This is a genomic window from Ciceribacter sp. RN22 (assembly GCF_024054295.1).
Classification (GTDB): Bacteria; Pseudomonadota; Alphaproteobacteria; order Rhizobiales; family Rhizobiaceae; genus Allorhizobium; species Allorhizobium lividum.
In genome coordinates this window covers 809601-828694 of the sequence record NZ_JAMXLD010000001.1, presented here as the reverse complement: position 1 = coordinate 828694, position 19094 = coordinate 809601, and the positions used below count along the sequence as shown (strand labels likewise).

The window sequence follows — 19094 nt, the reverse complement described above, 5'->3', positions numbered from 1 at the left end:
TACGGCGGCTATCATCGAGAATCTGCGCGATGTCCGCCCGCCCGGTCCCAGATCCGTTGGCGGTCGGAAAGATCGGCAAGGGCGATCTCCTGCCCGGGGCGGATCGCCCGCAAGAAGCCGTCGCAGGCAAGCAGCATCAGGAGCTTGCCGACGCCTCCGGCGGCAACGAGATGCAAGGCAGTCCGTGCGCTCGCCATGTCGATCGGTGCGGATCCGGAAATATCGAGACTGGCGGCATCCAGTCCGAACGAGACCAGCGCGAGTATGACGATCAGGGCGGGATGCCACTGAACCGCGCCCGTGGATCGTCCCTCTTCCCGTGCGGAAACGTTACCGAGATCGCTCATCGCGTGGACCGGCATCCAGAGGCTGACGACCGGCACCAGAAAGCCGGCGACCGCGACCCACGGCGCGTAGCGCACGCTGCCAGGCGAAATCCGCTCGGCAAGGACGACGGAAAGCCAGATCAGCCGGAGCCAGACGATCAGCAGCACGGCGCCCAGCAGGATCACCGTGATGTCCCACCCGATCTCGATCTGAAACCAGGCCTGTACGGCCGGGCTGTCGACGCCCGCGGTGACGCGCGAGCCGGTGCGTTCGACCACGTAGCTGGCAAACGCAAGGTAGAGATAGGAGACGACCTTGACGGCGATCAGCACGCCGGTGGCGAGGGCAAGCCACTCCCAAAGGCGGCGCGCCCGGTCGAGCCGCCGGGCAAAGGCAGGAGCCGGAAGGGACCGGCTCGTCGTCACGCCGCCTTGCCGAGATTCGCCCCGCCGGCATCCGTCAGCAGGAAGGCTTCGCCGCAGGCCTTGGCGAGGGTGCGCACCCTGAGGATGTAGCTCTGGCGCTCGGTCACCGAGATCACGCCGCGGGCATCCAGCAGGTTGAAGACGTGGCTCGCCTTGATGCACTGGTCGTAGGCCGGGAAGACGCATTTGTGCAGGCGCTGGTTGTCGCTCTCGCCCGGCGCGCCGGCGGCGAGAAGCGCCTGGCATTCCTTTTCCGCGTCTTCGAAATGGCGGTGCAGCATTTCGGTGTTGGCGTATTCGAAATTGTGCCTCGAATACTCCTGCTCGGCCTGCAGGAAGACGTCGCCGTAGGAGATCTTCTCCTCGCCTTCGCGGCCGTTGAAATTGATGTCATAGATGCTGTCGACGCCCTGCACATACATGGCGAGGCGCTCGAGGCCGTAGGTGAGTTCGCCGGCGACCGGCGAGCACTCGATGCCGCAGACCTGCTGGAAATAGGTGAACTGCGAAACTTCCATGCCGTCGCACCAGCATTCCCAGCCGAGACCCCAGGCGCCGAGGGTGGGGCTTTCCCAGTCGTCCTCGACGAAGCGGATGTCGTGCAGCAGCGGATCGAGACCGATTGCCTTCAGGGAGCCGAGATAGAGCTCCTGCAGGTTGGACGGGTTCGGCTTCAGGATCACCTGGTACTGGTAGTAGTGCTGCAGGCGGTTCGGGTTCTCGCCGTAGCGACCGTCGGAGGGGCGGCGCGAAGGCTGGACATAGGCCGCCTTCCACGGCTTCGGACCGAGTGCGCGAAGCGTCGTCGCCGGATGGAAGGTGCCGGCGCCGACTTCCATGTCATACGGCTGCAGAACGGCACAGCCCTTGTCGGCCCAATAGTTGTGCAGCGTCAGGATGAGCGCCTGGAACGAGCGCTTGGGGTCCATGTGGGGCGCGAGGCTTGCTTGAGACATGACGGGGCCGGCCTTCTGATCGGAGAACTGGCGGTGAGGTGCCACAAGCCTTCCCATCGGTCAAGCACGACACGGCAGAAGGCCCGTCAGCCTCCACCTTCATCACAGGCTGCCGGGCATGGCGCAGGAGTGTGTTCGATGCGGCTATTGACTTCGATCAAAGCCGATGAGCGCCGACGCATTAATGAGAGATATCCGGAGGTTCCTGTCATGATCAATGTCTTTATCGGTTACGATCCGCGCGAGGCGATCGCCTATCATGTCTGCGCCAACAGCATGATCCGCCATTCTAGCGAGGTCATTTCATTTACGCCGCTCGCACTCAACAATCTCAAGACCTACACCGAGACCCACAGCGACGGCTCCAATCAGTTCATCTACAGCCGTTTCCTGCTGCCGCATCTGATGAACTACACGGGCTGGGCCCTGTTCGTGGACGGCGACATGCTGGTGCGCGACGATCTCGCAAAGCTCTGGGCATTGCGTGACGAGTCCAAGGCGGTCATGTGTGTCCATCACGACTACAAGACCAAGGCGACGACCAAGTATCTCGGCTCGGCAAACGCCGACTATCCGCGCAAGAACTGGTCGAGCGTCGTCCTCTGGAACTGCGGCCATCCGGCCAACAAGGTCGTCACGCCGGACTTCGTGATGAATGCGACCGGCGCGCAACTGCATCGCTTTACCTGGCTTTCCGACGACCTTATCGGCGAGATCCCGAAGGTCTGGAACTGGCTACCGGACGAATTCGGTCCCAACCCCGAGGCAAAGCTCCTGCACTGGACGCTCGGCACTCCCTGCTTCCACGAATATGCCACCGCGCCGATGGCCGGCGAGTGGCACCGCGAGAAGCTGCTTGTCGACTACAGCCTGCAGCGCGTCGTCAACGGCCCCTTCGAGGATGAGGTCGCAACGCCCTACAAGAAAGACGCGGCGCAATAGGCAGGCGCCGGATGGAGGGAGCGCGAAGGCTGGACATAGGCCGCCTTCCACGACTTCGGACCGAGCGCGCGAAGCGTCGTCGCCGGATGGAAGGTGCCGGCGCCGACTTCCATGTTGTAGGGCTGTAATCCGGCCGGTCGGGCAAAGAGTCTGCGCCGCGGGGAGGTCAGCCCGTCGCGCCCCGTTCGATCGATTGCAGCAGCGAGACCGCCTGGTCCCGCAGCCCGTCGCGGAAACCCATCTGCGCGCGAACGATCGCGCCTTCGATGACGATCATCGCCTCGCCGGCGACGCGCCCGGGCGCTGAGAAGCCGAGACGGGCGGCGATGTCCTGCACATACGCCTCCAGCTCGAGTTTGTGGCGCATGGCGCCCTCGAATTCTTGCCCGAACTCCGCGACGGTGTTGATGAAGGCGCAGCCGCGAAAATCCGGCTCGGCGAACCATTCGTCGAGCGCGAAGGCGAGCGCGGCAAGTCCACGCTCGCCGAGATGCCCTTCCACCCGGCCGCTGAACATCACCATCCAGGCCTCGTGACGCGCAGTGAGGAAGGCTCGCACCAGATCGTCCTTGGACGGGAAGTTGTTGTAGAACGACATCTTGGCAACACCGGCTTCGGCGATGATCGTGTCGATGCCGGTGGCACGGATGCCATTCCGGTAGAACAGGCGCTTTGCCGCTTCCAGGATCCGCTCCCGCGCAGGCACCACCGATTTCGTCTTCGTTTTTGTCATAAGCCGTTCTTGACAGACAGATCTGTCCAGGTCAAGTTAATAGACAGACCTGTCTATCCATCAAAAGGAACCATCATGTCGAACCAACGCCCTCCCCTCCCGCCCTTCGATGAGGAAACCGCGCGCCAGAAGGTCAGAGCTGCCGAAGATGCGTGGAACAGCCGCGATCCCGAACGCGTCTCGCTCGCCTATAGCCTCGACAGCCGCTGGCGCAACCGCGCCGACTTCCTGACCGGTCGCGCGGACATCGTGGCCTTTCTCACGCGGAAATGGATACGCGAACTCGACTACCGGCTGATCAAGGAAATCTGGGCCTTCCGGGAGAACCGCATTGCGGTGCGCTTCGCCTATGAATGGCACGACGACGCACGCAACTGGTATCGCTCCTACGGCAACGAGAACTGGCAGTTCGATGCGGACGGGCTGATGACCCACCGTCATGCATCGATCAACGATCTCCCGATCAAGGAAGCCGACCGCCTGTTTCACTGGCCGCTCGGACAGAGGCCGGACGACCATCCGTCGCTGTCCGATCTCGGACTGTAAGGGGCGACGCCCCTATTCCCCTTCCCGCTTGACGCGGTACTCGCCGGTTTCAGGATCCTTGACCAGCGTCCCCGTGGCGCCGGTCTCGCGCTCGCGTTCCGCCTGCTTCGAGCGGGCGGAGAGCTTTTCCGCATCCGCGACGAAGCGGCGGTAGAGCAGCATTCCGCCGCCGACCAGCAGAAGCAGGAGGATCAACTGCGCCATGCGTTCGGTTCCCGTATCGTGTCGCGGCCTCAGAGGCCGTAGCGACCCCACAATGCCTTTTCTTCCAGCACTTCGGCAAGCCCACCGACGGCGGCTGCGGCGATCTGTTCCGCATCCGGCGCGGCGAAGGCCGAAACGCCCGGAAGCCGCCGGCCGAAGAAATCCTTCGCGCCGCTGATGAGTTCCAGCTTCGCATCCTTGCCGTAGCGGCGCTTGATGTCCTCGCGCATACCGCCGAGGCGGTCGACGAGACCGAGTTCCAGACCGCGGCGGCCCGTCCAGAAGAGCCCGGAGAAGATGCCCGACTCGTCCGCGAGGCGGCTTTCGCGGCGCGCCTTCACCATGTCGATGAAGATGGTGTGGATCTCCACCTGCAGGCTTTTGAGGTATTCGATGTCGCTTTCCTTCTCCGGCTGGAACGGATCGAGGATCACCTTGTTCTCGCCGGCGGTATAGACGCGGCGCTCGACGCCGATCTTCTTCAGGAGTTCCGGGAAACCGAAGCCGCCGGAGACGACGCCGATCGAACCGACGATCGAGGACGGGTCGGCGACGATCTCGTCGCCGGCAAGGGCGATCATGTAGCCGCCGGAGGCCGCGACATCCTCGACATAGACGAGCACCGTCTTGCCCTTCTCCTCGGCGAGCGCCCGGATGCGCTCGAAGATCATCCGCGACTGGACGGGCGAACCGCCCGGCGAATTGACGGCAATGGCAACGGCCGGCGCATCCTTCCTGGAAAACGCCTTTTCGAGCATCGGCGCCACGCTTGCGAGATTGAGCGCCGGCTTGAACCTGGAACCGCCTGCGGCGATCGCCCCGTGCAGGCGGACGACCGGGATCACCGTTCCCTTCTTGCGGAACCGTTTCGGCAACAGGCGATCGAGAAAATTCGGCATCGGGCAGCCCTTCATATACGCTTACAAATCGTCAGGCCGTCCATGTAAGTCTTCCGACGAAAAACAACAATGGCCCGGCTCCCGCCGCCCCTTGTCAGGCTTCGATTGGCTCATTAGGTTCTTGCAAATTAGTCTCAATCAAAGAATTGACGCATGGCAAGAAGGAAACGGGATGACTGAAACGGCAGCGCGACCGACGCAGTCGCCCGGATGGCGTAGCGAGCGCGGCGAACCGGCGCTTTCGGAGATCCACGGCTCGATCGAAGTCCGCAGCAGCCGGCCGTTCTGGCGGCGGGCGCTGGCCTTCCTCGGCCCCGGATACCTGGTCGCGGTCGGCTACATGGATCCGGGTAACTGGGCGACATCCCTTTCCGGCGGCGCCCGCTACGGCTACACGCTGCTGGTGGTCGTCCTCCTCTCCAGCGTCATGGCGATGTTCCTGCAATCGCTGGCCGCGCGGCTCGCCATCGCCACCGACCGCGACCTTGCGCGCGCCTGCCGCGACTCCTATCCACGATGGGTATCCCACAGTCTGTGGGTCCTCGCCGAGATCGCCATCATCGCCACGGACCTCGCCGAGGTGATCGGCACCGCGATCGGCCTCAAGCTCATCTTCGGCATGCCGATCGAGATCGGCGTCGTCGTGACGGCGAGCGACGTCTTCCTGGTCCTCTTGCTTCAGCGGCTCGGCTTCCGGTGGGTCGAAGCCTTCGTCATCACGCTCACCGCCGTCATCGGAGCGAGCTTCGCCATCCAGCTCTGGCTCGCCGAACCGGATGTCGGTGCGGTCGCCCGCGGTTTGCTGCCCTCCGCGCAGATCGTCGCCGATCCGCAGATGCTCTATATCGCCATCGGCATTCTCGGCGCGACCGTCATGCCGCACAATCTCTATCTCCACTCCGGGATCGTGCAGACACGCAAATACGATTCGAGCCCGAAAGGCCGGCGCGAGGCGCTCTCCTTCGCCACCATCGATTCCACGCTGGCGCTGTTCTTCGCGCTCCTCGTCAATGCGGCGATCCTCATCCTCTCCGCGGCCGCCTTCCACACCTCCGGCAACTTCGGGATCGCCGAACTCGGCGACGCGCATGCACTGCTCGCCCCGCTCCTCGGGTCGACCGTGGCGCCCCTCCTCTTCGGCATCGCGCTTCTGTGCAGTGGCCTCAACTCGACGGCGACGGCGACGCTCGCCGGCCAGATCGTCATGGAAGGCTTCGTGCGGATGCGGCTGAAGCCGTGGATCCGAAGACTCGCCACCCGCGCACTGGCGATCGTGCCGGCGGCGTTCGTCGCCATCTGGTACGGCGAGCGCGGCACCGGCGAGCTGCTGATCCTGAGCCAGGTCGTGCTCAGCCTGCAATTGCCGTTCGCCGTCTTCCCGCTGGTGCTGATCACGGCCAACCGGCGCAAGATGGGCGAACTCGTGGCGCCCCGCTGGCTGACCATGGTCGCGCTGGCGATGGCGTTCCTCATCACCGTGCTGAACCTGAAGCTCGCCTCCGACTTCCTGTTCGGCTGACAGTATTCGCCGGGTGGTCAGCCCTTGCGCGGATACGCCCGGCGACCGTTGTTCAGGTCGTCGACATCGGCCGAGAAGGCGTGGCTCTCGGGATCGTCGTGCATGAGGAGCGGCGAGCGAAACGCCAGACGTGCCCGCGATCCCTTGATCGCCGTGACCAGGATCCGCACTGCATTCTCGCCGGTGCGTGGATAGACAGGTGTGATTTCGATGCCGCCGAAGCGACGGCCGCAGGCATCGATGATCTCGGCAACCGATTCCGGACGGGCGATCAGCGATAACTGCCCGCCGGGCACCATGATCGCACCCGCCGTGCGAATCCAGGCTTCGAAGAGCCCGCCGGTCATGGCATGGGCCTCTGCCTTCAAGGCGTCCGGCGTGCGGCGGTCGCGCCCGTCGTTGAAGGGCGGGTTCATGATGACGTGGTGAAAACTGTCGTCGGCAAGGCCCGCCGCGACCCTCGCCCTTCCCGCCAGCGTGACGTCGGCCTCGACGAGGTCGACGCGCGGGGAAATCGAGGCATTTTCCGGCAGCGCGAGGCTCTTTGCGGCATAGGCGAGCATTTCCGCCGAACGTTCGACCAGCGTCACCTCGGCCTCTCCGAGCCGGGCGGCGACCGCAAGGCCCGCGGCGCCGGCGCCGGCGCCGAGGTCGGCAAGCCGGAACGGGCCGGCATGGTCGACCAAGGATGCCAGCAGCATCGCATCCATACCGGCGCGATGGCCGCGCCCCTTCGGCTGCACAAGATGAAAGCGGCCGCGATGGAAGGCGTCGACGGTTTCGACCACCCCTGTGGCAACCGTCATCGGATCAATCCTTCTCTTCGCGCAGCTCGTCTGCGAGACCGGCGCCGACGAGGATCTCACGCGCCTCGTCCGCCCTGCCCTCCTCGACCAGCAGCCGGCGCGGCAGCATGCCGAGCGATCCTTCGAGCACGCTCATCGACTGGTCGGCGACCATGCAGGCGATTCCGGCATCCTTCATCAGGCTTTCGGCGAAGGACAGCAGGACCGGATCGTTGCTACGGATCATCTCGTACATTTTGCTAAAAAACCTCGCCGATTAGAGCGCGTGGGGCCATTTCGCCTCTTGCCGTCGCAGGCGCCACTTTTTATGGTCGGCCAGCTTTGAAACAGGAGTCCGGTGCGTTGGGCGTAGTCATACCGCTTGAGGAAAGCAAAAACAAACAGGCGTCCGTCAAGCCGCTGGTCGACCTCACCAAGGCCGGCATGGAACGGGTCAACCAGTTGATCCTCTCGAAGGCCGGTTCCGACGTACAGATGATTCCCGAAGTCGCCAACCACCTGATCTCGTCCGGTGGAAAGCGTCTGCGCCCGATGCTGACGCTCGCCTCCGCGGCGATGTTCGATTATGCCGGCGACGGCGACGTAAAGCTCGCGACCAGCGTCGAATTCATGCACACGGCAACGCTGCTGCACGACGACGTGGTCGACGAGAGTGACCTGCGCCGCGGAAAGTCCACGGCGCGCATGATCTGGGGGAACCAGGCGAGCGTGCTCGTCGGCGACTTCCTGCTCGGACAGGCCTTCCGCATGATGGTCGAGGTCGGCTCGCTGGAAGCGCTCGACGTGCTCTCCGCCGCAGCCTCGATCATCGCCGAAGGCGAGGTGCTGCAGCTTTCCGTCGCCAAGAACATGGAAACGACGGAAGACGACTATCTCCAGGTGATCCGCGCCAAAACGGCAGCGCTCTTTGCGGCCGCAGCCGAAGTCGGCCCGATCATCGCCGGTGCCGACCGTGCGGGCCGAAACGCGCTGAAATCCTACGGCATGAATCTCGGCCTCGCCTTCCAGCTCGTCGACGACGCGCTCGACTACGGCGGCAAGGCCTCCGAACTCGGCAAGAACGTCGGTGACGATTTCCGCGAGGGCAAGATCACCCTGCCGGTCATCCTCGCCTACCGTCGCGGCACGCAGTCGGAACGCGAGTTCTGGCGCGAGGCGATCGAGGGCGGACAGAACGATGACGCGCGGCTCGAAAAGGCGCTCGGCCTCATTTCCAAGTACGGTGGCCTCAACGACACCATCACGCGCGCCCTGCACTACGGCACGATCGCCCGTGACGCTCTGGCGCCGCTGCCGGACACCGCATGGAAATCGGCACTGCTCGACGTGATCGATTTCTGCATCGCACGGGTCAACTGACGGGCGACCGGCATTGCCTTGCGGCTCTGCTCCAAAAAAGCCATTCTGTGCGTGAATCGTCTCGACGGATGACAGTTTTCGGCCGGATCGTTCCGGCTATCTTTGTTGAAAGGCTCGTTCATGCGGCAAAGTCTTGCCCTTCGTCTCATTTCCGGGACCGCCGTTGCGCTCCTGCTGTCGCTGTCGCCCGGTATGGTCGCGAACGCGCAGACGGAACCCGCTCCCGCTGCCGAGGGGGAGACATTCGATCCCGGTATCGTCGACACCTTCTCCGGCGCGTTCCTCGCGGGTCGGGTGGCCGACGCGGAACGGGACTATGACGTCGCCATCCCGCTCTACAAGAAGGCCCTGGCGCTCGCTCCCGGCGACGTCGAGATCCGTGAACGGCTGATGATCGCGCTGTTCATGAACGGCGATTTCGACGAGGGCGTGAAATTCGCCAACGACCTGAAGAACGACGTTGCCGTCGAACGGGTGACGACGGTCGCCCGCGGCCTCGACGCGATCCGCAGCCGCGAATTCACCACCGCGGAAAAAATCCTGAAATACCAGGGTCCGAACGATCTGGACCGGCTGATGAATTCGCTTCTGGTCGCCTGGACGAAGGTCGGCGCCGGCGAGGGCAAGAAGGCGCTCGCCATGGTGGAAGGCCTCGAAGGCCCCGACTGGTACGGCATCTTCAAGCGCTACAATGCCGGCGTGATCGCGCTCCTGACCGGGGATACCGACGCCGCGCGGCGCAACCTCAACGAGGCGGTGACCGACCGCGAGGGTGGTGCCACCGCGCCCGACACCTTCGTCCGGGCGGTCATGTCGCTCGCGGCACTCGAAGCCAAGCAGGGCAACAAGCAGAAGGCGCTCGACGCGATCGCCGCCGGTGACGCTCTCGTCGGGAATTTCGCGCCCTTCAAGGCGCTGCGCGACCATATCTCCAAGGGAGAGCCCATCGAACCGGTGGTGACGAACGCCACCGAAGGTGCGGCTGGCGTTCTCTTTTCGATCGGCGGCGCACTGAACCGCGACGGCGCCGAGGAGACGGTGACGCTTTACCTGCAGCTCGCGCATGCGCTGGAGCCGAAGAGCGCCGACACGCTGATCCTGCTCGGCGGCCTCGCCGAAAAGCTCGAACGGCCGGAACGGGCGATCGGCTTTTACCGCCAGGTCCCGGAAACCTCGCCGATGCGGCGGATCTCCGAACTGCAGCTCGGCCTGACGCTCGCCGAGACCGGCAAGGTGGACGAGGCACGCAAGCACTTGAAGTCGCTGATCGATTCCGATCCGAGCGACATCCGCAGCTATCTCGCCTACGGCAGCGTGCTTTCCGAAGCGAAGGACTACGCCGCCATGGCCGACAACTACGACAAGGCGGTCGCGGCAATCGGCCCGAAGCCGAGCCGCGGCGACTGGTCGGTCTTCTTCCAGCGCGGCATCGCCTATGAGCGGCTGAAACAGTGGGAGAAGGCGGAGCCCAATTTCCGCAAGGCGCTCGAGCTCAACCCCGACCAGCCGCAGGTGCTCAACTATCTCGGCTATTCCTGGGTCGACATGAACCGCAATCTCGGCGAAGGCCTCGAGATGATCCGCAAGGCGGTCGAACTCAGGCCCGACGACGGCTACATCGTCGACTCGCTCGGCTGGGCCTATTTCCGCATGAGCCGGTTCGACGAAGCGGTGACCGAGCTGGAGCGGGCGGCCGAACTGAAGGCCGGGGACGCGACGATCAACGATCATCTCGGCGACGCCTACTGGCGCGTCGGGCGCAAGCTCGAAGCCACCTACCAGTGGAAGCGGGCGCTCGCCTCCAATCCGGAAAAGGACCAGATCGCCAAGATCCAGGCGAAGATCGACAAGGGCTTGCCGCCCCTCGCCGAGGACGCGGCGAAGGCAGCCCCGGAAGCCGATCCCGAACCGCCGCGGACGGAAACCGACAAGAAGTCGTAATCCATGCCGTCCGCCGGACCTGTGATCTCCGCCGGAATCGTCGAAAAGGCCCCGGCCAAGATCAACCTCGCGCTGCACGTCACCGGGCGGCGCGATGACGGCTACCACCTGCTCGACAGCATCGTGACCTTTGTCGAAGCGGGCGACCGGCTGACCTTTGCCGCCGCAAGCGAGGATAGTCTTGCGCTCTCCGGCCGCTTCGGCGCGACGCTTGCGGCCGATCCGAAAGGAACAGGCGACAATCTCGTCACGAAGGCGCGCGACCTCCTGCGAGAGGCGTTGCGGGCCCGCGGCCTGGAAACGCCCCCCGTCGAAATCGCGCTCGAAAAGAACCTGCCGATCGCTTCCGGCATCGGCGGCGGCTCGGCCGACGCAGCGGCGACGCTGCGCGGCCTTCTCCGGCTGTGGGATGCGGAGCTGCCCGCGGACGAACTGGCGACGATCGCGCTGCGTCTCGGGGCGGACGTTCCGATGTGCCTGAAGTCGCGGCCGCTTCGCGCGGGCGGCGTCGGCGAGGAGATCACGCCCCTTTCCCACATGCCGTCCTTCGCAATGGTGCTCGCCAATCCGCTGAAAGCGGTCTCGACGCCGGAGGTCTTCCGCCGGCTCGACAGGAGGGACAATCCGCCGATTTCCTCGCCGCCGCAGGTCGCGGACCGCGAAGCGTGGATCGCGTGGCTCTCCACGCTCCGCAATGATCTCGAAGCGCCGGCGCGCGCCCTTATTCCTGAGATCGGCACGCTTTGCGACATGCTCGCGGAGAGTGGCGCCGACCTCGTCCGGATGTCCGGCTCGGGGGCAACCTGCTTCGGCCTCTACGGCGATTATGCCGCGGCCGAAGCCGCCGTCCGCCACCTTTCGCAGCGGCAGCCGCACTGGTATTTTGAGGCAACCAGAACCGTTGCAGGAGACAGCCCATGAACCGGATCGACGAGACGCGCCCCTTCATCCCCGTCGGGATCGCGGTCCTCACGGTTTCGGATACGCGCACGCTGGCCGATGACAAGTCGGGCGACACCCTCGTTTCGCGGATCACCGAGGCCGGCCACCGGCTGGTCGACCGGGCAATCGTTCCGGACGACCGCGACCGTATCTACAACCAGGTGCAGGCCTGGACGCTGTCGCAGGAGATCGACGTCGTCATCACCACGGGCGGAACCGGCTTCACCGGCCGCGACGTGACACCGGAGGCGCTGGAGCCGCTGTTCGAGAAGCGGATGGACGGCTTCTCCGAGGTCTTCCACCGGCTCTCCTACGACAAGATCGGCACCTCGACCATCCAGTCGCGGGCGACCGGCGGCGTTGCCAACGCCACCTATGTCTTCGTGCTGCCCGGTTCGCCCGGCGCCTGCAAGGATGCCTGGGACGGCATCCTGAAATGGCAGCTCGACTACCGCCATATGCCCTGCAATTTCGTGGAAATCATGCCGCGGCTCGACGAACACCTGCGTCGCGGCTGAGCCGACCGGCCCTCGCCCGACCGCCTTTTCCGCTCACGCCGTCGGGCGCCGGTTCTGCCTTGCGACCCAGGACGGCACGAGTTCGCTCGACAGCCGCTGCGCCTTCCGGCCGCGGGCGATATGGTCGAGATCGCCTCCGGCGGTGGCCGCCGCGAGCGCCTCGCCCTTGGTCATCAGCAGACCCTGCTCCAGGGGCGGGCGACGGCCGATCCGCTTCAAGAACGGCCGGCGGTGAAGACGCGACGCCGAGAACTGCGCCGGCTTGCGCGACGAGGCGACATATTCGCAGATCTCCTCGATCCAGCCGTTCTGCGGCCGCGCACCCGGCTCGACCAGCAGAATCCAGTCGCCGCGGGCGGCATTCAGAATCTCCGCCATGCTCCACTGCCTATAAAACCGGCAACCCGCCGCCTCCGCCAATCGCGCCGTTCCGTCGCTCGAACCATGGTCGAGTACGACCACATCGCTGACGAGCCCGTCGATCGCGCCCGCGACGAGTACGGCAAGCGTCTGCGCAAGCTCCGGTTCCTGGTCCCGGCATTCCATAATGACAGTCAACATGGCATGACATTATCGCCTTGCACAAAATATTGCCACTGTGACATTTCGCATTTTTGTTCTTGTATTGTTCTCCTTTTCGCGCTAGGAATCTATTCATCGAATGGGGCGCGGCCCCGTCTGGAGCCTACAATGAACGAACTGTCTCTTGTGGCGCAGGCTGCCTTCCAGCCTGCCAATACGGCGGATATTGCCGATGCTCTGGTGAACGCCTCGGGCCTTCGGGTCGACATCCAGCGGCGGCGTGGCCGCGGCGCGGGCATGAACCCCGGCGGCAGGTTCGAGCCGACCGAGCGGGTCGCCTACGACGACGGCTGGACGACGCTGGAGGACATGCCGCCGTTCCGGACGGAAGTGCAGGTGGAAAAGCCGCGCACGGCGATCACCCGCAACGAATCCCCCGACATTCCCTTCGATCGTTCGGTGAACCCCTATCGCGGCTGCGAGCATGGGTGCATCTACTGCTTCGCACGTCCGACCCACGCCTATATGGGGCTCTCGGCGGGTCTGGATTTCGAAAGCAAGCTCTTTGCCAAGCCGGACGCCCCGCGACTCCTGGAACGGGAACTCGCCAAGCCCGGCTACAAGCCGCGGACGATCGCGATCGGCACCAATACCGATCCCTACCAGCCGATCGAGCGCGAATGGCGCATCATGCGACAGGTTCTCGAAGTCTTGCAGAAGGCGAATCATCCGGTCGTGATCGTCACCAAGTCGGCGCTGATCACCCGCGACATCGACATCCTCGCGGCGATGGCGGAGAAAGGGCTGGCGAAGGTGGCGATTTCGGTGACGACCCTCGACCGAAAGCTCGCGCGTTCCATGGAGCCGCGCGCTTCCACGCCGACGCGACGGCTTGAGGCGATCCGCAAGCTCTCGGAAGCCGGTATTCCGACGGCCGTGATGATGGCGCCGGTGATCCCCGCGCTCAACGACCACGAGATCGAGCGGGTGCTCGATTCCGGCAAGGCCGCGGGGGCGAGCGAGGCAAACTACGTGCTGCTCCGCCTGCCCCTTGAGGTAAGCCCCCTCTTCCGCGACTGGCTGCTGCAGAACTATCCCGACCGCTACCGGCACGTGATGTCGCTGATCCGCTCGATGCGCGGCGGCAAGGACTACGACGCCGAGTTCGGCAAGCGGATGAAGGGCGCCGGCCCCTATGCCTGGCAGATCAGCCGGCGCTTCGAGATGGCGACGAAACGGCTGGGGCTCGGACGTCGCAGTATGCAGCTGCGCGACGACCTCTTCGTGCCGCCGAACGGCAGCGGCGTGCAGCTCTCGCTGCTCTGAGACGATGTCCGGCGTGGCGGGAGACCTTCTCGCCGTGCCCTGCCCCGGACGACGCCGCCTCCGCGTCGCCTGGGGCCAGCCATTTGCTTTCCGGCGCGGGTTGCCCCCTATCCCCACGCGCCGGATAAGTCCCCGGAGCCGCACCGGATACGGGACCTAGTGTCCCTTATCCGGGCCGGGGACTTGCAGGAAGTCGGGTCGGCGTGCGATCAGTGCCGCCATGAAGCGTCGCACGCCGCCCGATTCTCCAGGCCTTTTCGCCGACCTGCCAGCCGGACCTGATTTCGAGCTGGAGCGGCTCGCCGTCCGCGAGGGCTATTCCGGCATTGCCGGCACCGACGAGGCGGGCCGCGGACCTTTGGCCGGGCCGGTTGTCGCGGCGGCGGTGATTCTCGACCCTGACAACATTCCGTCCGGTCTCAACGATTCGAAGAAGCTGACCGCCACGCAGCGCGAAGCCCTGTTCGATACGATCCTCGCCTGTGCGACGGTCTCCATCGCCTCGTCCTGTTCGCGTCACATCGACAGCCGCGACATCCGCAAAGCGAGCCTCGACGCGATGCGGCGGGCCGTCGCGGGGCTCGCGCTGCCGGCCGGCTTCGTGCTCACCGACGGCCGTGACGTGCCGGAGGGGCTTTCCTGCCGGGGCAAGGCCGTCGTCAAGGGCGATGCGCGTTCGTTCTCGATTGCCGCCGCCTCGATCGTCGCCAAGGTCACGCGCGACCGCATGATGGCGCGCGCTGCGGGCGTGTTTCCCCATTACGGCTTCGAGGCACATGCCGGTTACGGCACGGAAAAGCACCGTATGGCGATCGCGCTCCACGGCCCCTGCCGTCTGCACCGGATGAGCTTCCGGCCGTTCCGCGTCGACGGCGACGAGGAAACGGAACTCGATGCCGAGATCGCTCTCTGAGCTCGGGGCGCGGCCGGAGCCACGATGCCGTCCTTCAAATTTCGCGCATGAAAAAAGCCGGGACTGAGCCCGGCTTTCTCGATGTCGTATTCGAGTGCCTTACTGAAGGCGGGCCTTGACCTCGCCCACGGCGCCCTTGATCAGGTCGTCCTGGACGGCGGCGTCGACCTTCTTGACGAGGATCGTCTCGGCCGCGGCAACCGCGAGATCGACGGCGGCGGCGCGGACGGCGTTGATCGCATCCGTTTCAGCCTGCTTGATCTTCTGTTCGGAGAGCGCATTGCGGCGCGCCACGAACTCCTCGGTCTTCTGCTTGGCCTCCGCGGTCAGCATGGCGGCCTCGCGCTCGGCGGCGGCAACGATGCTTGCGGCTTCCGCTTCCGCTTCCTTGCGCTTGCGCTGGTATTCGGCCAGCACGTGCTGGGCCTCCTCGCGCAGGCGCTTGGCTTCGGCGAGTTCGCCGCGGATCTTGTCGGCGCGTTCGTCGAGCGACTTGGCGACCATGCCCGGCACCTTGAGATAGATGATCAGGGCAAAGAACAGGACGAGGCCGACGAAGGCGAAGAATGTTGCGTCGAATTGCATGGGATCAGCCCTCCTGCTTGCCGGTGAGCGATGCAACGGCCGACTTGACCTCGGTCTTGGTGACCTTGGCACCGATCAGCTTTTCGACGATGGCGGTCACGGTCTCGCCTGCGATGGCGTCGACTTCGGCGAAGGCTTTCGCCTTGATGTCGGAGATCCGGGCTTCTGCGGCCGCGACCTTGCCGGCGAGTTCCGCCTCGATGGCGGTCCGTTCGGCATCGGCCTTGGCCTTGGCGGCATCACGAGCTTCGGATGCGATCTGTCCGGCTTTTGCCTTCGCAGCGCTGAGCTCCCGTTCGTAGGTCTCGATCGCCGCATCGGCTTCGGACTTCAGGCGGGCAGCCTCGTCAAGGTCCTGGGCGATCCGGTCGTGCCGGTTTTCCAGGATGCCGCCGACGCGCGGCACGATGACCTTCTGCATGAGCATGTAGAAAAGGCCGAACGTGATCACCAGCCACAGAAGCTGTGACGGATAGGTGGTCTGGTCGAATGGCGGGAAAACGCCGCCGCCGTGGCCCGCTTCGGAGGGGACGCCAGTCTCCGTGTGGAGTTCGCCCGTCTGAGGGGCGCCGCCGGTCTCCGTGTGGGTCTGGCCCTCTGCCGGAGCTTCCTCGGCATAGGCGGGGGTCACAAACATGCTCACCTCCAGGTGTACTACGAATGCGAAGGATCACGGCCGCCGCATGGCGTGCCGTGATCCCGAACCTCTGCCGATATCAGACGGCGAACAGGAGGAGGAGAGCGATGAGCAGCGAGAAGATGCCCAGAGCTTCCGTAACGGCGAAGCCGAATACCAGACGGCCGAACTGGCTGTCAGCGGCAGACGGGTTGCGCAGCGCGCCGGACAGGTAGTTGCCGAAGATGTTGCCGAGGCCCAGAGCCGTGCCGGCCATGCCAAAGCAAGCCAAACCTGCGCCGATGAACTTTGCTGCTTCCGCTTCCATGAATGAACTCCTTCGAATGGGTTGTTGCGGCGAATGACTGGCGCCCGAGAGCACCAATGTGGTTATCCTTAGTGCCCGCCCGGGTGAATTGCGTCGTTGAGGTACATGCAAGTCAGCACCGCAAAGACGTAAGCCTGCAGGAAGGCGACGAGGAACTCGAGACCGGTCAACGCGACGGTCATGATCAGCGGCAGGATGGCGCCGCCGATGCCAAGGGCGCCAAGGGTTCCGAGCGAGGCGACGAAGCCCGCGAACACCTTGAGCGTGATGTGGCCTGCCAGCATGTTGGCGAACAGACGCACGGAAAGCGAAATCGGGCGGGACAGGAACGAGATGATTTCGATCGCCACGACCAGCGGGAGAAGCGCACCCGGCACACCGCTCGGGACGAAGAGATTGAGGAAGTGCAGGCCGTGCTTGTAGAAGCCGTAGACCAGCACGGTGCCGATGACGAAGACCGCGAGCGCGAAGGTCACGATGATTTGACTCGTCACGGTGAAGAAGTAGGGCATCATGCCGAGCAGGTTCGCGGTGAGCACGAACATGAACAGCGAGAAGACCATCGGGAAGAACTTCATGCCGTGGCTGCCGGCACCTTCCCGGAGCATCGAGGCGATGAACTCGTAGGACATCTCGGCGACCGACTGCATGCGGTTCGGGATCAGGCCGCGGCTCGAGGTCGAGAAGTAGAGGAAGCCGGACGCGGCAGCGACCGTCGCAACCATGAACAGCGAGGCGTTGGTAAAGGAAAAGTCAATCCCGCCGATCTCGATCGGTACAATCTTCTGAACCAGGAACTGATGGGTCGGATCGTTTGACACCTTCGGGTCTCTTTCGCTCTGGCCCGCCTATGACGGGCATTTCCTTACCTTTGATCCGAACGGCTGTCGCCGTCCTGACGCTCGTTTTTCGCCCGCGCAGCACGATCGGCCGGATGCGGCGCCGAAACCATGCCCGCCGAACGAAGGACGTTCAGTACACCGGCACAGAAACCGAGCAGCAGGAACACGATCATGCCCCACGGTGCCGTGCCGACAAAACGGTCGAAAAGATAGCCGAGAATTGCACCGACGACGATCGCGGAAATGAATTCGCTGGAGAGCTTCATCGCCTGAGCATATCCCTTGCGGCTCTGCTCGGCGCTCTTCTCCGCTGCCTCTTCGATCCCCGTATCGCGCTTCCTCTCCGCCAATTCGGCAGCCAGGCGCCTGCGACGCTGTTCCAGACCCTCTCCGCGGTTGTCAGTCATGGTCTCCTCGCCTCCATTTCAGCCTCAGCAGGCCGTTTCGGGCCTGTCACGAATGTAGAAACGGTGGGATTTATACCCTTCCGACCCGTTTTGAAGTCGCGCGCACCATAATTTTAGGTGTCCGCATAGTCAAGGCACTGACTGCGCTTGTTTCACCACAAATTAACGTCGAAAAATCATAGACTTAAGTTGAACGCGACGAATCCGCCCATCATTCCGGCCGGGAATCGCTCCGCGGCGACCCAAACCGGCCGGGTCTTCGGGGGTTCAGCTCCACCCGCCGCCGTAAGTGCGGTAGAAGACATGGAGACCGATACGGCCGACCTTCTTCATCGTCTTCGCCCAGGCCGGACGGACGTAAAGCGCGTGATAGTGGGTGGCGGATCCCACCTCCGGCAGCCAGATCTTGCCGGCTGTCACGGCCATGGCGACTTCGCGGGCGACCTTCCAGTGGTACTTGGAGTTCACCCGGTCGCGGATATTGTCACAGGCGAAGGAGAACTGGCAGCGGTTGCGCCAGTCCTCGTTCTGGTAGACGACGCCGCAGATGGTATCGGGATAGGCCGGATTGCGCACGCGGTTCAGGATCACCTGGGCGACGGCTGCCTGCCCCTTCACCGACTCGCCGCGCGCCTCGAAATAGATGCCGGAGGCGAGGCACTGCTGTTCGCGGGCGGAGAAGACGGAGGGCGACAGCACCGAGGCGGCCCAAGCATGGTCGTCCGGGCCGATCTCCGGCCTGAAGCGCCCGGCCTCCTGCTTTTCGGTAAGAATGGCATCGAAGGGCGAGACACGGGCAAAGTCCGGCTCGGCCGGCGCATAGGCGGTCGCAAGCACGTCTGCATTGCGGTTGGTGACGAGGTCTGCGAGCATCGACGGTACGGCCGGATCAGTCTTCGGTTCCTTCTTGAAGTAGAAGCTCGCGAGATCGACCTTCTTCGGCTTCGAACGGGCAAAGGCCGTGAGGTCGCCCGGAGCGTCCTTCGGGGAGAACAGGAAACTCGTGCGCTGGAGAATGGAGCCGGCGGTAAAGGCCTTCGGCGGCAGCATCGGCTCGACGGCGACGATGCGGCCCTTCTTGAGGCTGCGGGTTACGCGCGCCTCGTCGGGAAGGCCCTCCTTCCCCTTCGTCCCGCCGTCGATCGCGATCTTGCGGCCGTCGGGGAGCAGGATGCCGGCGTCGGATGCGATCGCCGCCACCTGCGGCGTCTCGCCGAAGCTCAGCTCCGCCTGATGGACCGAACCCGCCGGCGAGGCCGTCAGCACCATCCGCCACTGGCTACCGCCGAAATCGGTTCCGGCGATGAGCCCCGCAAGGTCGGCCCTGGCGGCGACGGAGGGAAAGACCAGCCAGGCGATGACGCCGAGCACGGCCGGGGACTTCCATTTTTCGAAGCGGGAAGCGGTTTTGTGGCGAATCTGGCTTGTGGCACGCAAG

Annotated in this window: 23 protein-coding genes and 1 pseudogene; 9 read left to right on the top strand and 15 right to left on the bottom strand. The window is 64.6% G+C overall.

From position 1 onward, the window contains the following. Positions 1 to 11: 11 nt before the first annotated feature. Positions 12 to 752, bottom strand: coding sequence for a DUF4328 domain-containing protein (locus NHF53_RS23990; protein WP_252833202.1), 741 nt, complete (start codon positions 750 to 752; stop codon positions 12 to 14). Further along, positions 749 to 1681: a glycine--tRNA ligase subunit alpha gene (locus NHF53_RS04075; protein ID WP_252834906.1), complete on the bottom strand. Its 933-nt coding sequence runs from the start codon at positions 1679 to 1681 to the stop codon at positions 749 to 751. Before NHF53_RS04075 ends, NHF53_RS23990 begins: the two co-directional genes overlap by 4 nt. A gap of 237 nt (positions 1682 to 1918) precedes the next feature. Between NHF53_RS04075 and NHF53_RS04070 the strand changes: the two genes are divergently transcribed. Further along, a complete protein-coding gene (locus tag NHF53_RS04070) occupies positions 1919 to 2650 on the top strand; it encodes a glycosyltransferase (protein WP_252833201.1) in 732 nt (243 codons plus the stop codon). Between the two features lie 20 nt (positions 2651 to 2670). Here NHF53_RS04070 and NHF53_RS04065 read toward each other — a convergent pair. Beyond that, positions 2671 to 2784, bottom strand: a pseudogene (locus NHF53_RS04065) (glycine--tRNA ligase subunit alpha); the annotation flags it as partial. A gap of 32 nt (positions 2785 to 2816) precedes the next feature. Further along, complete coding sequence (locus NHF53_RS04060) at positions 2817 to 3383, bottom strand: TetR/AcrR family transcriptional regulator (RefSeq protein ID WP_252833200.1); 567 nt, start codon at positions 3381 to 3383, stop codon at positions 2817 to 2819. A 75-nt stretch (positions 3384 to 3458) separates the two neighbouring features. Here NHF53_RS04060 and NHF53_RS04055 point away from each other — a divergent pair, with 75 nt between their 5' ends. Then, entirely contained in the window at positions 3459 to 3929 is a 471-nt protein-coding gene (locus NHF53_RS04055) for a nuclear transport factor 2 family protein (RefSeq protein WP_114362675.1), read from the top strand. A 12-nt stretch (positions 3930 to 3941) separates the two neighbouring features. Here the strand turns inward: NHF53_RS04055 and NHF53_RS04050 are convergent, their stop codons facing one another. Then, positions 3942 to 4133, bottom strand: coding sequence for a hypothetical protein (locus tag NHF53_RS04050; protein WP_114362674.1), 192 nt, complete (start codon positions 4131 to 4133; stop codon positions 3942 to 3944). Positions 4134 to 4162: 29 nt separating this feature from the next. Further along, positions 4163 to 5032, bottom strand: a complete 870-nt coding sequence (locus tag NHF53_RS04045; RefSeq protein ID WP_114362718.1) for a S49 family peptidase — start codon at positions 5030 to 5032, stop codon at positions 4163 to 4165. A 172-nt stretch (positions 5033 to 5204) separates the two neighbouring features. Here NHF53_RS04045 and NHF53_RS04040 point away from each other — a divergent pair, with 172 nt between their 5' ends. Further along, the gene (locus NHF53_RS04040) at positions 5205 to 6551 is read left to right on the top strand and encodes an Nramp family divalent metal transporter (protein ID WP_252833199.1); all 1347 of its coding nucleotides are present in this window, start codon (positions 5205 to 5207) and stop codon (positions 6549 to 6551) included. 17 nt (positions 6552 to 6568) lie between these two features. On the opposite strand, the gene NHF53_RS04035 is transcribed toward NHF53_RS04040, so the two are convergent. Then, a complete protein-coding gene (locus NHF53_RS04035; RefSeq protein ID WP_252833198.1) occupies positions 6569 to 7357 on the bottom strand; it encodes a tRNA1(Val) (adenine(37)-N6)-methyltransferase in 789 nt (262 codons plus the stop codon). 4 nt (positions 7358 to 7361) lie between these two features. Then, positions 7362 to 7592, bottom strand: coding sequence for a DUF2007 domain-containing protein (locus NHF53_RS04030; RefSeq protein ID WP_112691539.1), 231 nt, complete (start codon positions 7590 to 7592; stop codon positions 7362 to 7364). 107 nt (positions 7593 to 7699) lie between these two features. On the opposite strand from NHF53_RS04030, the gene NHF53_RS04025 reads away from it, so the two are divergent. From NHF53_RS04025 to moaB, 4 genes are all read left to right on the top strand, one after another. Further along, positions 7700 to 8716, top strand: a complete 1017-nt coding sequence (locus tag NHF53_RS04025; protein ID WP_114362670.1) for a polyprenyl synthetase family protein — start codon at positions 7700 to 7702, stop codon at positions 8714 to 8716. Between the two features lie 120 nt (positions 8717 to 8836). After that, positions 8837 to 10657, top strand: coding sequence for a tetratricopeptide repeat protein (locus NHF53_RS04020; protein WP_252833197.1), 1821 nt, complete (start codon positions 8837 to 8839; stop codon positions 10655 to 10657). 3 nt (positions 10658 to 10660) lie between these two features. Further along, positions 10661 to 11578 carry a 4-(cytidine 5'-diphospho)-2-C-methyl-D-erythritol kinase gene (locus NHF53_RS04015; RefSeq protein ID WP_252833196.1) on the top strand — a complete coding sequence of 306 codons (918 nt, stop codon included), beginning with the start codon at positions 10661 to 10663 and terminating at the stop codon, positions 11576 to 11578. Next, positions 11575 to 12117 (top strand): molybdenum cofactor biosynthesis protein B, encoded by a 543-nt coding sequence (gene moaB / locus NHF53_RS04010; RefSeq protein ID WP_252833195.1) that lies wholly within the window; start codon positions 11575 to 11577, stop codon positions 12115 to 12117. The genes NHF53_RS04015 and moaB overlap by 4 nt, the downstream gene beginning before the upstream one ends. Before the next feature lie 33 nt (positions 12118 to 12150). On the opposite strand, the gene NHF53_RS04005 is transcribed toward moaB, so the two are convergent. Then, on the bottom strand, positions 12151 to 12678 hold the full coding sequence (locus NHF53_RS04005; protein ID WP_252833194.1) for a glycosyl transferase: 528 nt from the start codon (positions 12676 to 12678) through the stop codon (positions 12151 to 12153). Positions 12679 to 12807: 129 nt separating this feature from the next. Between NHF53_RS04005 and NHF53_RS04000 the strand changes: the two genes are divergently transcribed. Further along, a complete protein-coding gene (locus NHF53_RS04000) occupies positions 12808 to 13965 on the top strand; it encodes a PA0069 family radical SAM protein (protein ID WP_114362664.1) in 1158 nt (385 codons plus the stop codon). 220 nt (positions 13966 to 14185) lie between these two features. After that, a complete protein-coding gene (locus NHF53_RS03995; protein WP_252833193.1) occupies positions 14186 to 14878 on the top strand; it encodes a ribonuclease HII in 693 nt (230 codons plus the stop codon). Between the two features lie 99 nt (positions 14879 to 14977). Here the strand turns inward: NHF53_RS03995 and NHF53_RS03990 are convergent, their stop codons facing one another. From NHF53_RS03990 to NHF53_RS03965, 6 genes are all read right to left on the bottom strand, one after another. Then, a complete protein-coding gene (locus NHF53_RS03990; protein WP_112689312.1) occupies positions 14978 to 15463 on the bottom strand; it encodes a F0F1 ATP synthase subunit B in 486 nt (161 codons plus the stop codon). A 4-nt stretch (positions 15464 to 15467) separates the two neighbouring features. Next, positions 15468 to 16100, bottom strand: coding sequence for a F0F1 ATP synthase subunit B (locus NHF53_RS03985; RefSeq protein ID WP_114362662.1), 633 nt, complete (start codon positions 16098 to 16100; stop codon positions 15468 to 15470). Positions 16101 to 16179: 79 nt separating this feature from the next. After that, positions 16180 to 16407, bottom strand: coding sequence for a F0F1 ATP synthase subunit C (locus tag NHF53_RS03980; RefSeq protein ID WP_046796018.1), 228 nt, complete (start codon positions 16405 to 16407; stop codon positions 16180 to 16182). A gap of 68 nt (positions 16408 to 16475) precedes the next feature. Then, a complete protein-coding gene (locus tag NHF53_RS03975; RefSeq protein WP_252833192.1) occupies positions 16476 to 17228 on the bottom strand; it encodes a F0F1 ATP synthase subunit A in 753 nt (250 codons plus the stop codon). Between the two features lie 44 nt (positions 17229 to 17272). Next, a complete protein-coding gene (locus NHF53_RS03970) occupies positions 17273 to 17656 on the bottom strand; it encodes an AtpZ/AtpI family protein (protein WP_252833191.1) in 384 nt (127 codons plus the stop codon). Positions 17657 to 17923: 267 nt separating this feature from the next. Further along, entirely contained in the window at positions 17924 to 19093 is a 1170-nt protein-coding gene (locus NHF53_RS03965; RefSeq protein WP_252833190.1) for a cell wall hydrolase, read from the bottom strand. Position 19094: the final 1 nt, after the last annotated feature.

Excerpts from the sequence above, each read along its gene's own strand:
- NHF53_RS04075 (WP_252834906.1), bottom strand. The coding sequence starts at position 1,681 with ATGGACCCCAAGCGCTCGTTCCAGGCGCTCATCCTGACGCTGCACAAC.
- NHF53_RS04070 (WP_252833201.1), top strand. The coding sequence starts at position 1,919 with ATGATCAATGTCTTTATCGGTTACGATCCGCGCGAGGCGATCGCCTAT.
- NHF53_RS04060 (WP_252833200.1), bottom strand. The coding sequence starts at position 3,383 with ATGACAAAAACGAAGACGAAATCGGTGGTGCCTGCGCGGGAGCGGATC.
- NHF53_RS04055 (WP_114362675.1), top strand. The coding sequence starts at position 3,459 with ATGTCGAACCAACGCCCTCCCCTCCCGCCCTTCGATGAGGAAACCGCG.
- NHF53_RS04050 (WP_114362674.1), bottom strand. The coding sequence starts at position 4,133 with ATGGCGCAGTTGATCCTCCTGCTTCTGCTGGTCGGCGGCGGAATGCTG.
- NHF53_RS04045 (WP_114362718.1), bottom strand. The coding sequence starts at position 5,032 with ATGCCGAATTTTCTCGATCGCCTGTTGCCGAAACGGTTCCGCAAGAAG.
- NHF53_RS04040 (WP_252833199.1), top strand. The coding sequence starts at position 5,205 with ATGACTGAAACGGCAGCGCGACCGACGCAGTCGCCCGGATGGCGTAGC.
- NHF53_RS04035 (WP_252833198.1), bottom strand. The coding sequence starts at position 7,357 with ATGACGGTTGCCACAGGGGTGGTCGAAACCGTCGACGCCTTCCATCGC.
- NHF53_RS04030 (WP_112691539.1), bottom strand. The coding sequence starts at position 7,592 with ATGTACGAGATGATCCGTAGCAACGATCCGGTCCTGCTGTCCTTCGCC.
- NHF53_RS04020 (WP_252833197.1), top strand. The coding sequence starts at position 8,837 with ATGCGGCAAAGTCTTGCCCTTCGTCTCATTTCCGGGACCGCCGTTGCG.
- NHF53_RS04015 (WP_252833196.1), top strand. The coding sequence starts at position 10,661 with ATGCCGTCCGCCGGACCTGTGATCTCCGCCGGAATCGTCGAAAAGGCC.
- moaB (WP_252833195.1), top strand. The coding sequence starts at position 11,575 with ATGAACCGGATCGACGAGACGCGCCCCTTCATCCCCGTCGGGATCGCG.
- NHF53_RS04005 (WP_252833194.1), bottom strand. The coding sequence starts at position 12,678 with ATGTTGACTGTCATTATGGAATGCCGGGACCAGGAACCGGAGCTTGCG.
- NHF53_RS04000 (WP_114362664.1), top strand. The coding sequence starts at position 12,808 with ATGAACGAACTGTCTCTTGTGGCGCAGGCTGCCTTCCAGCCTGCCAAT.
- NHF53_RS03995 (WP_252833193.1), top strand. The coding sequence starts at position 14,186 with ATGAAGCGTCGCACGCCGCCCGATTCTCCAGGCCTTTTCGCCGACCTG.
- NHF53_RS03990 (WP_112689312.1), bottom strand. The coding sequence starts at position 15,463 with ATGCAATTCGACGCAACATTCTTCGCCTTCGTCGGCCTCGTCCTGTTC.
- NHF53_RS03985 (WP_114362662.1), bottom strand. The coding sequence starts at position 16,100 with ATGTTTGTGACCCCCGCCTATGCCGAGGAAGCTCCGGCAGAGGGCCAG.
- NHF53_RS03980 (WP_046796018.1), bottom strand. The coding sequence starts at position 16,407 with ATGGAAGCGGAAGCAGCAAAGTTCATCGGCGCAGGTTTGGCTTGCTTT.
- NHF53_RS03970 (WP_252833191.1), bottom strand. The coding sequence starts at position 17,656 with ATGACTGACAACCGCGGAGAGGGTCTGGAACAGCGTCGCAGGCGCCTG.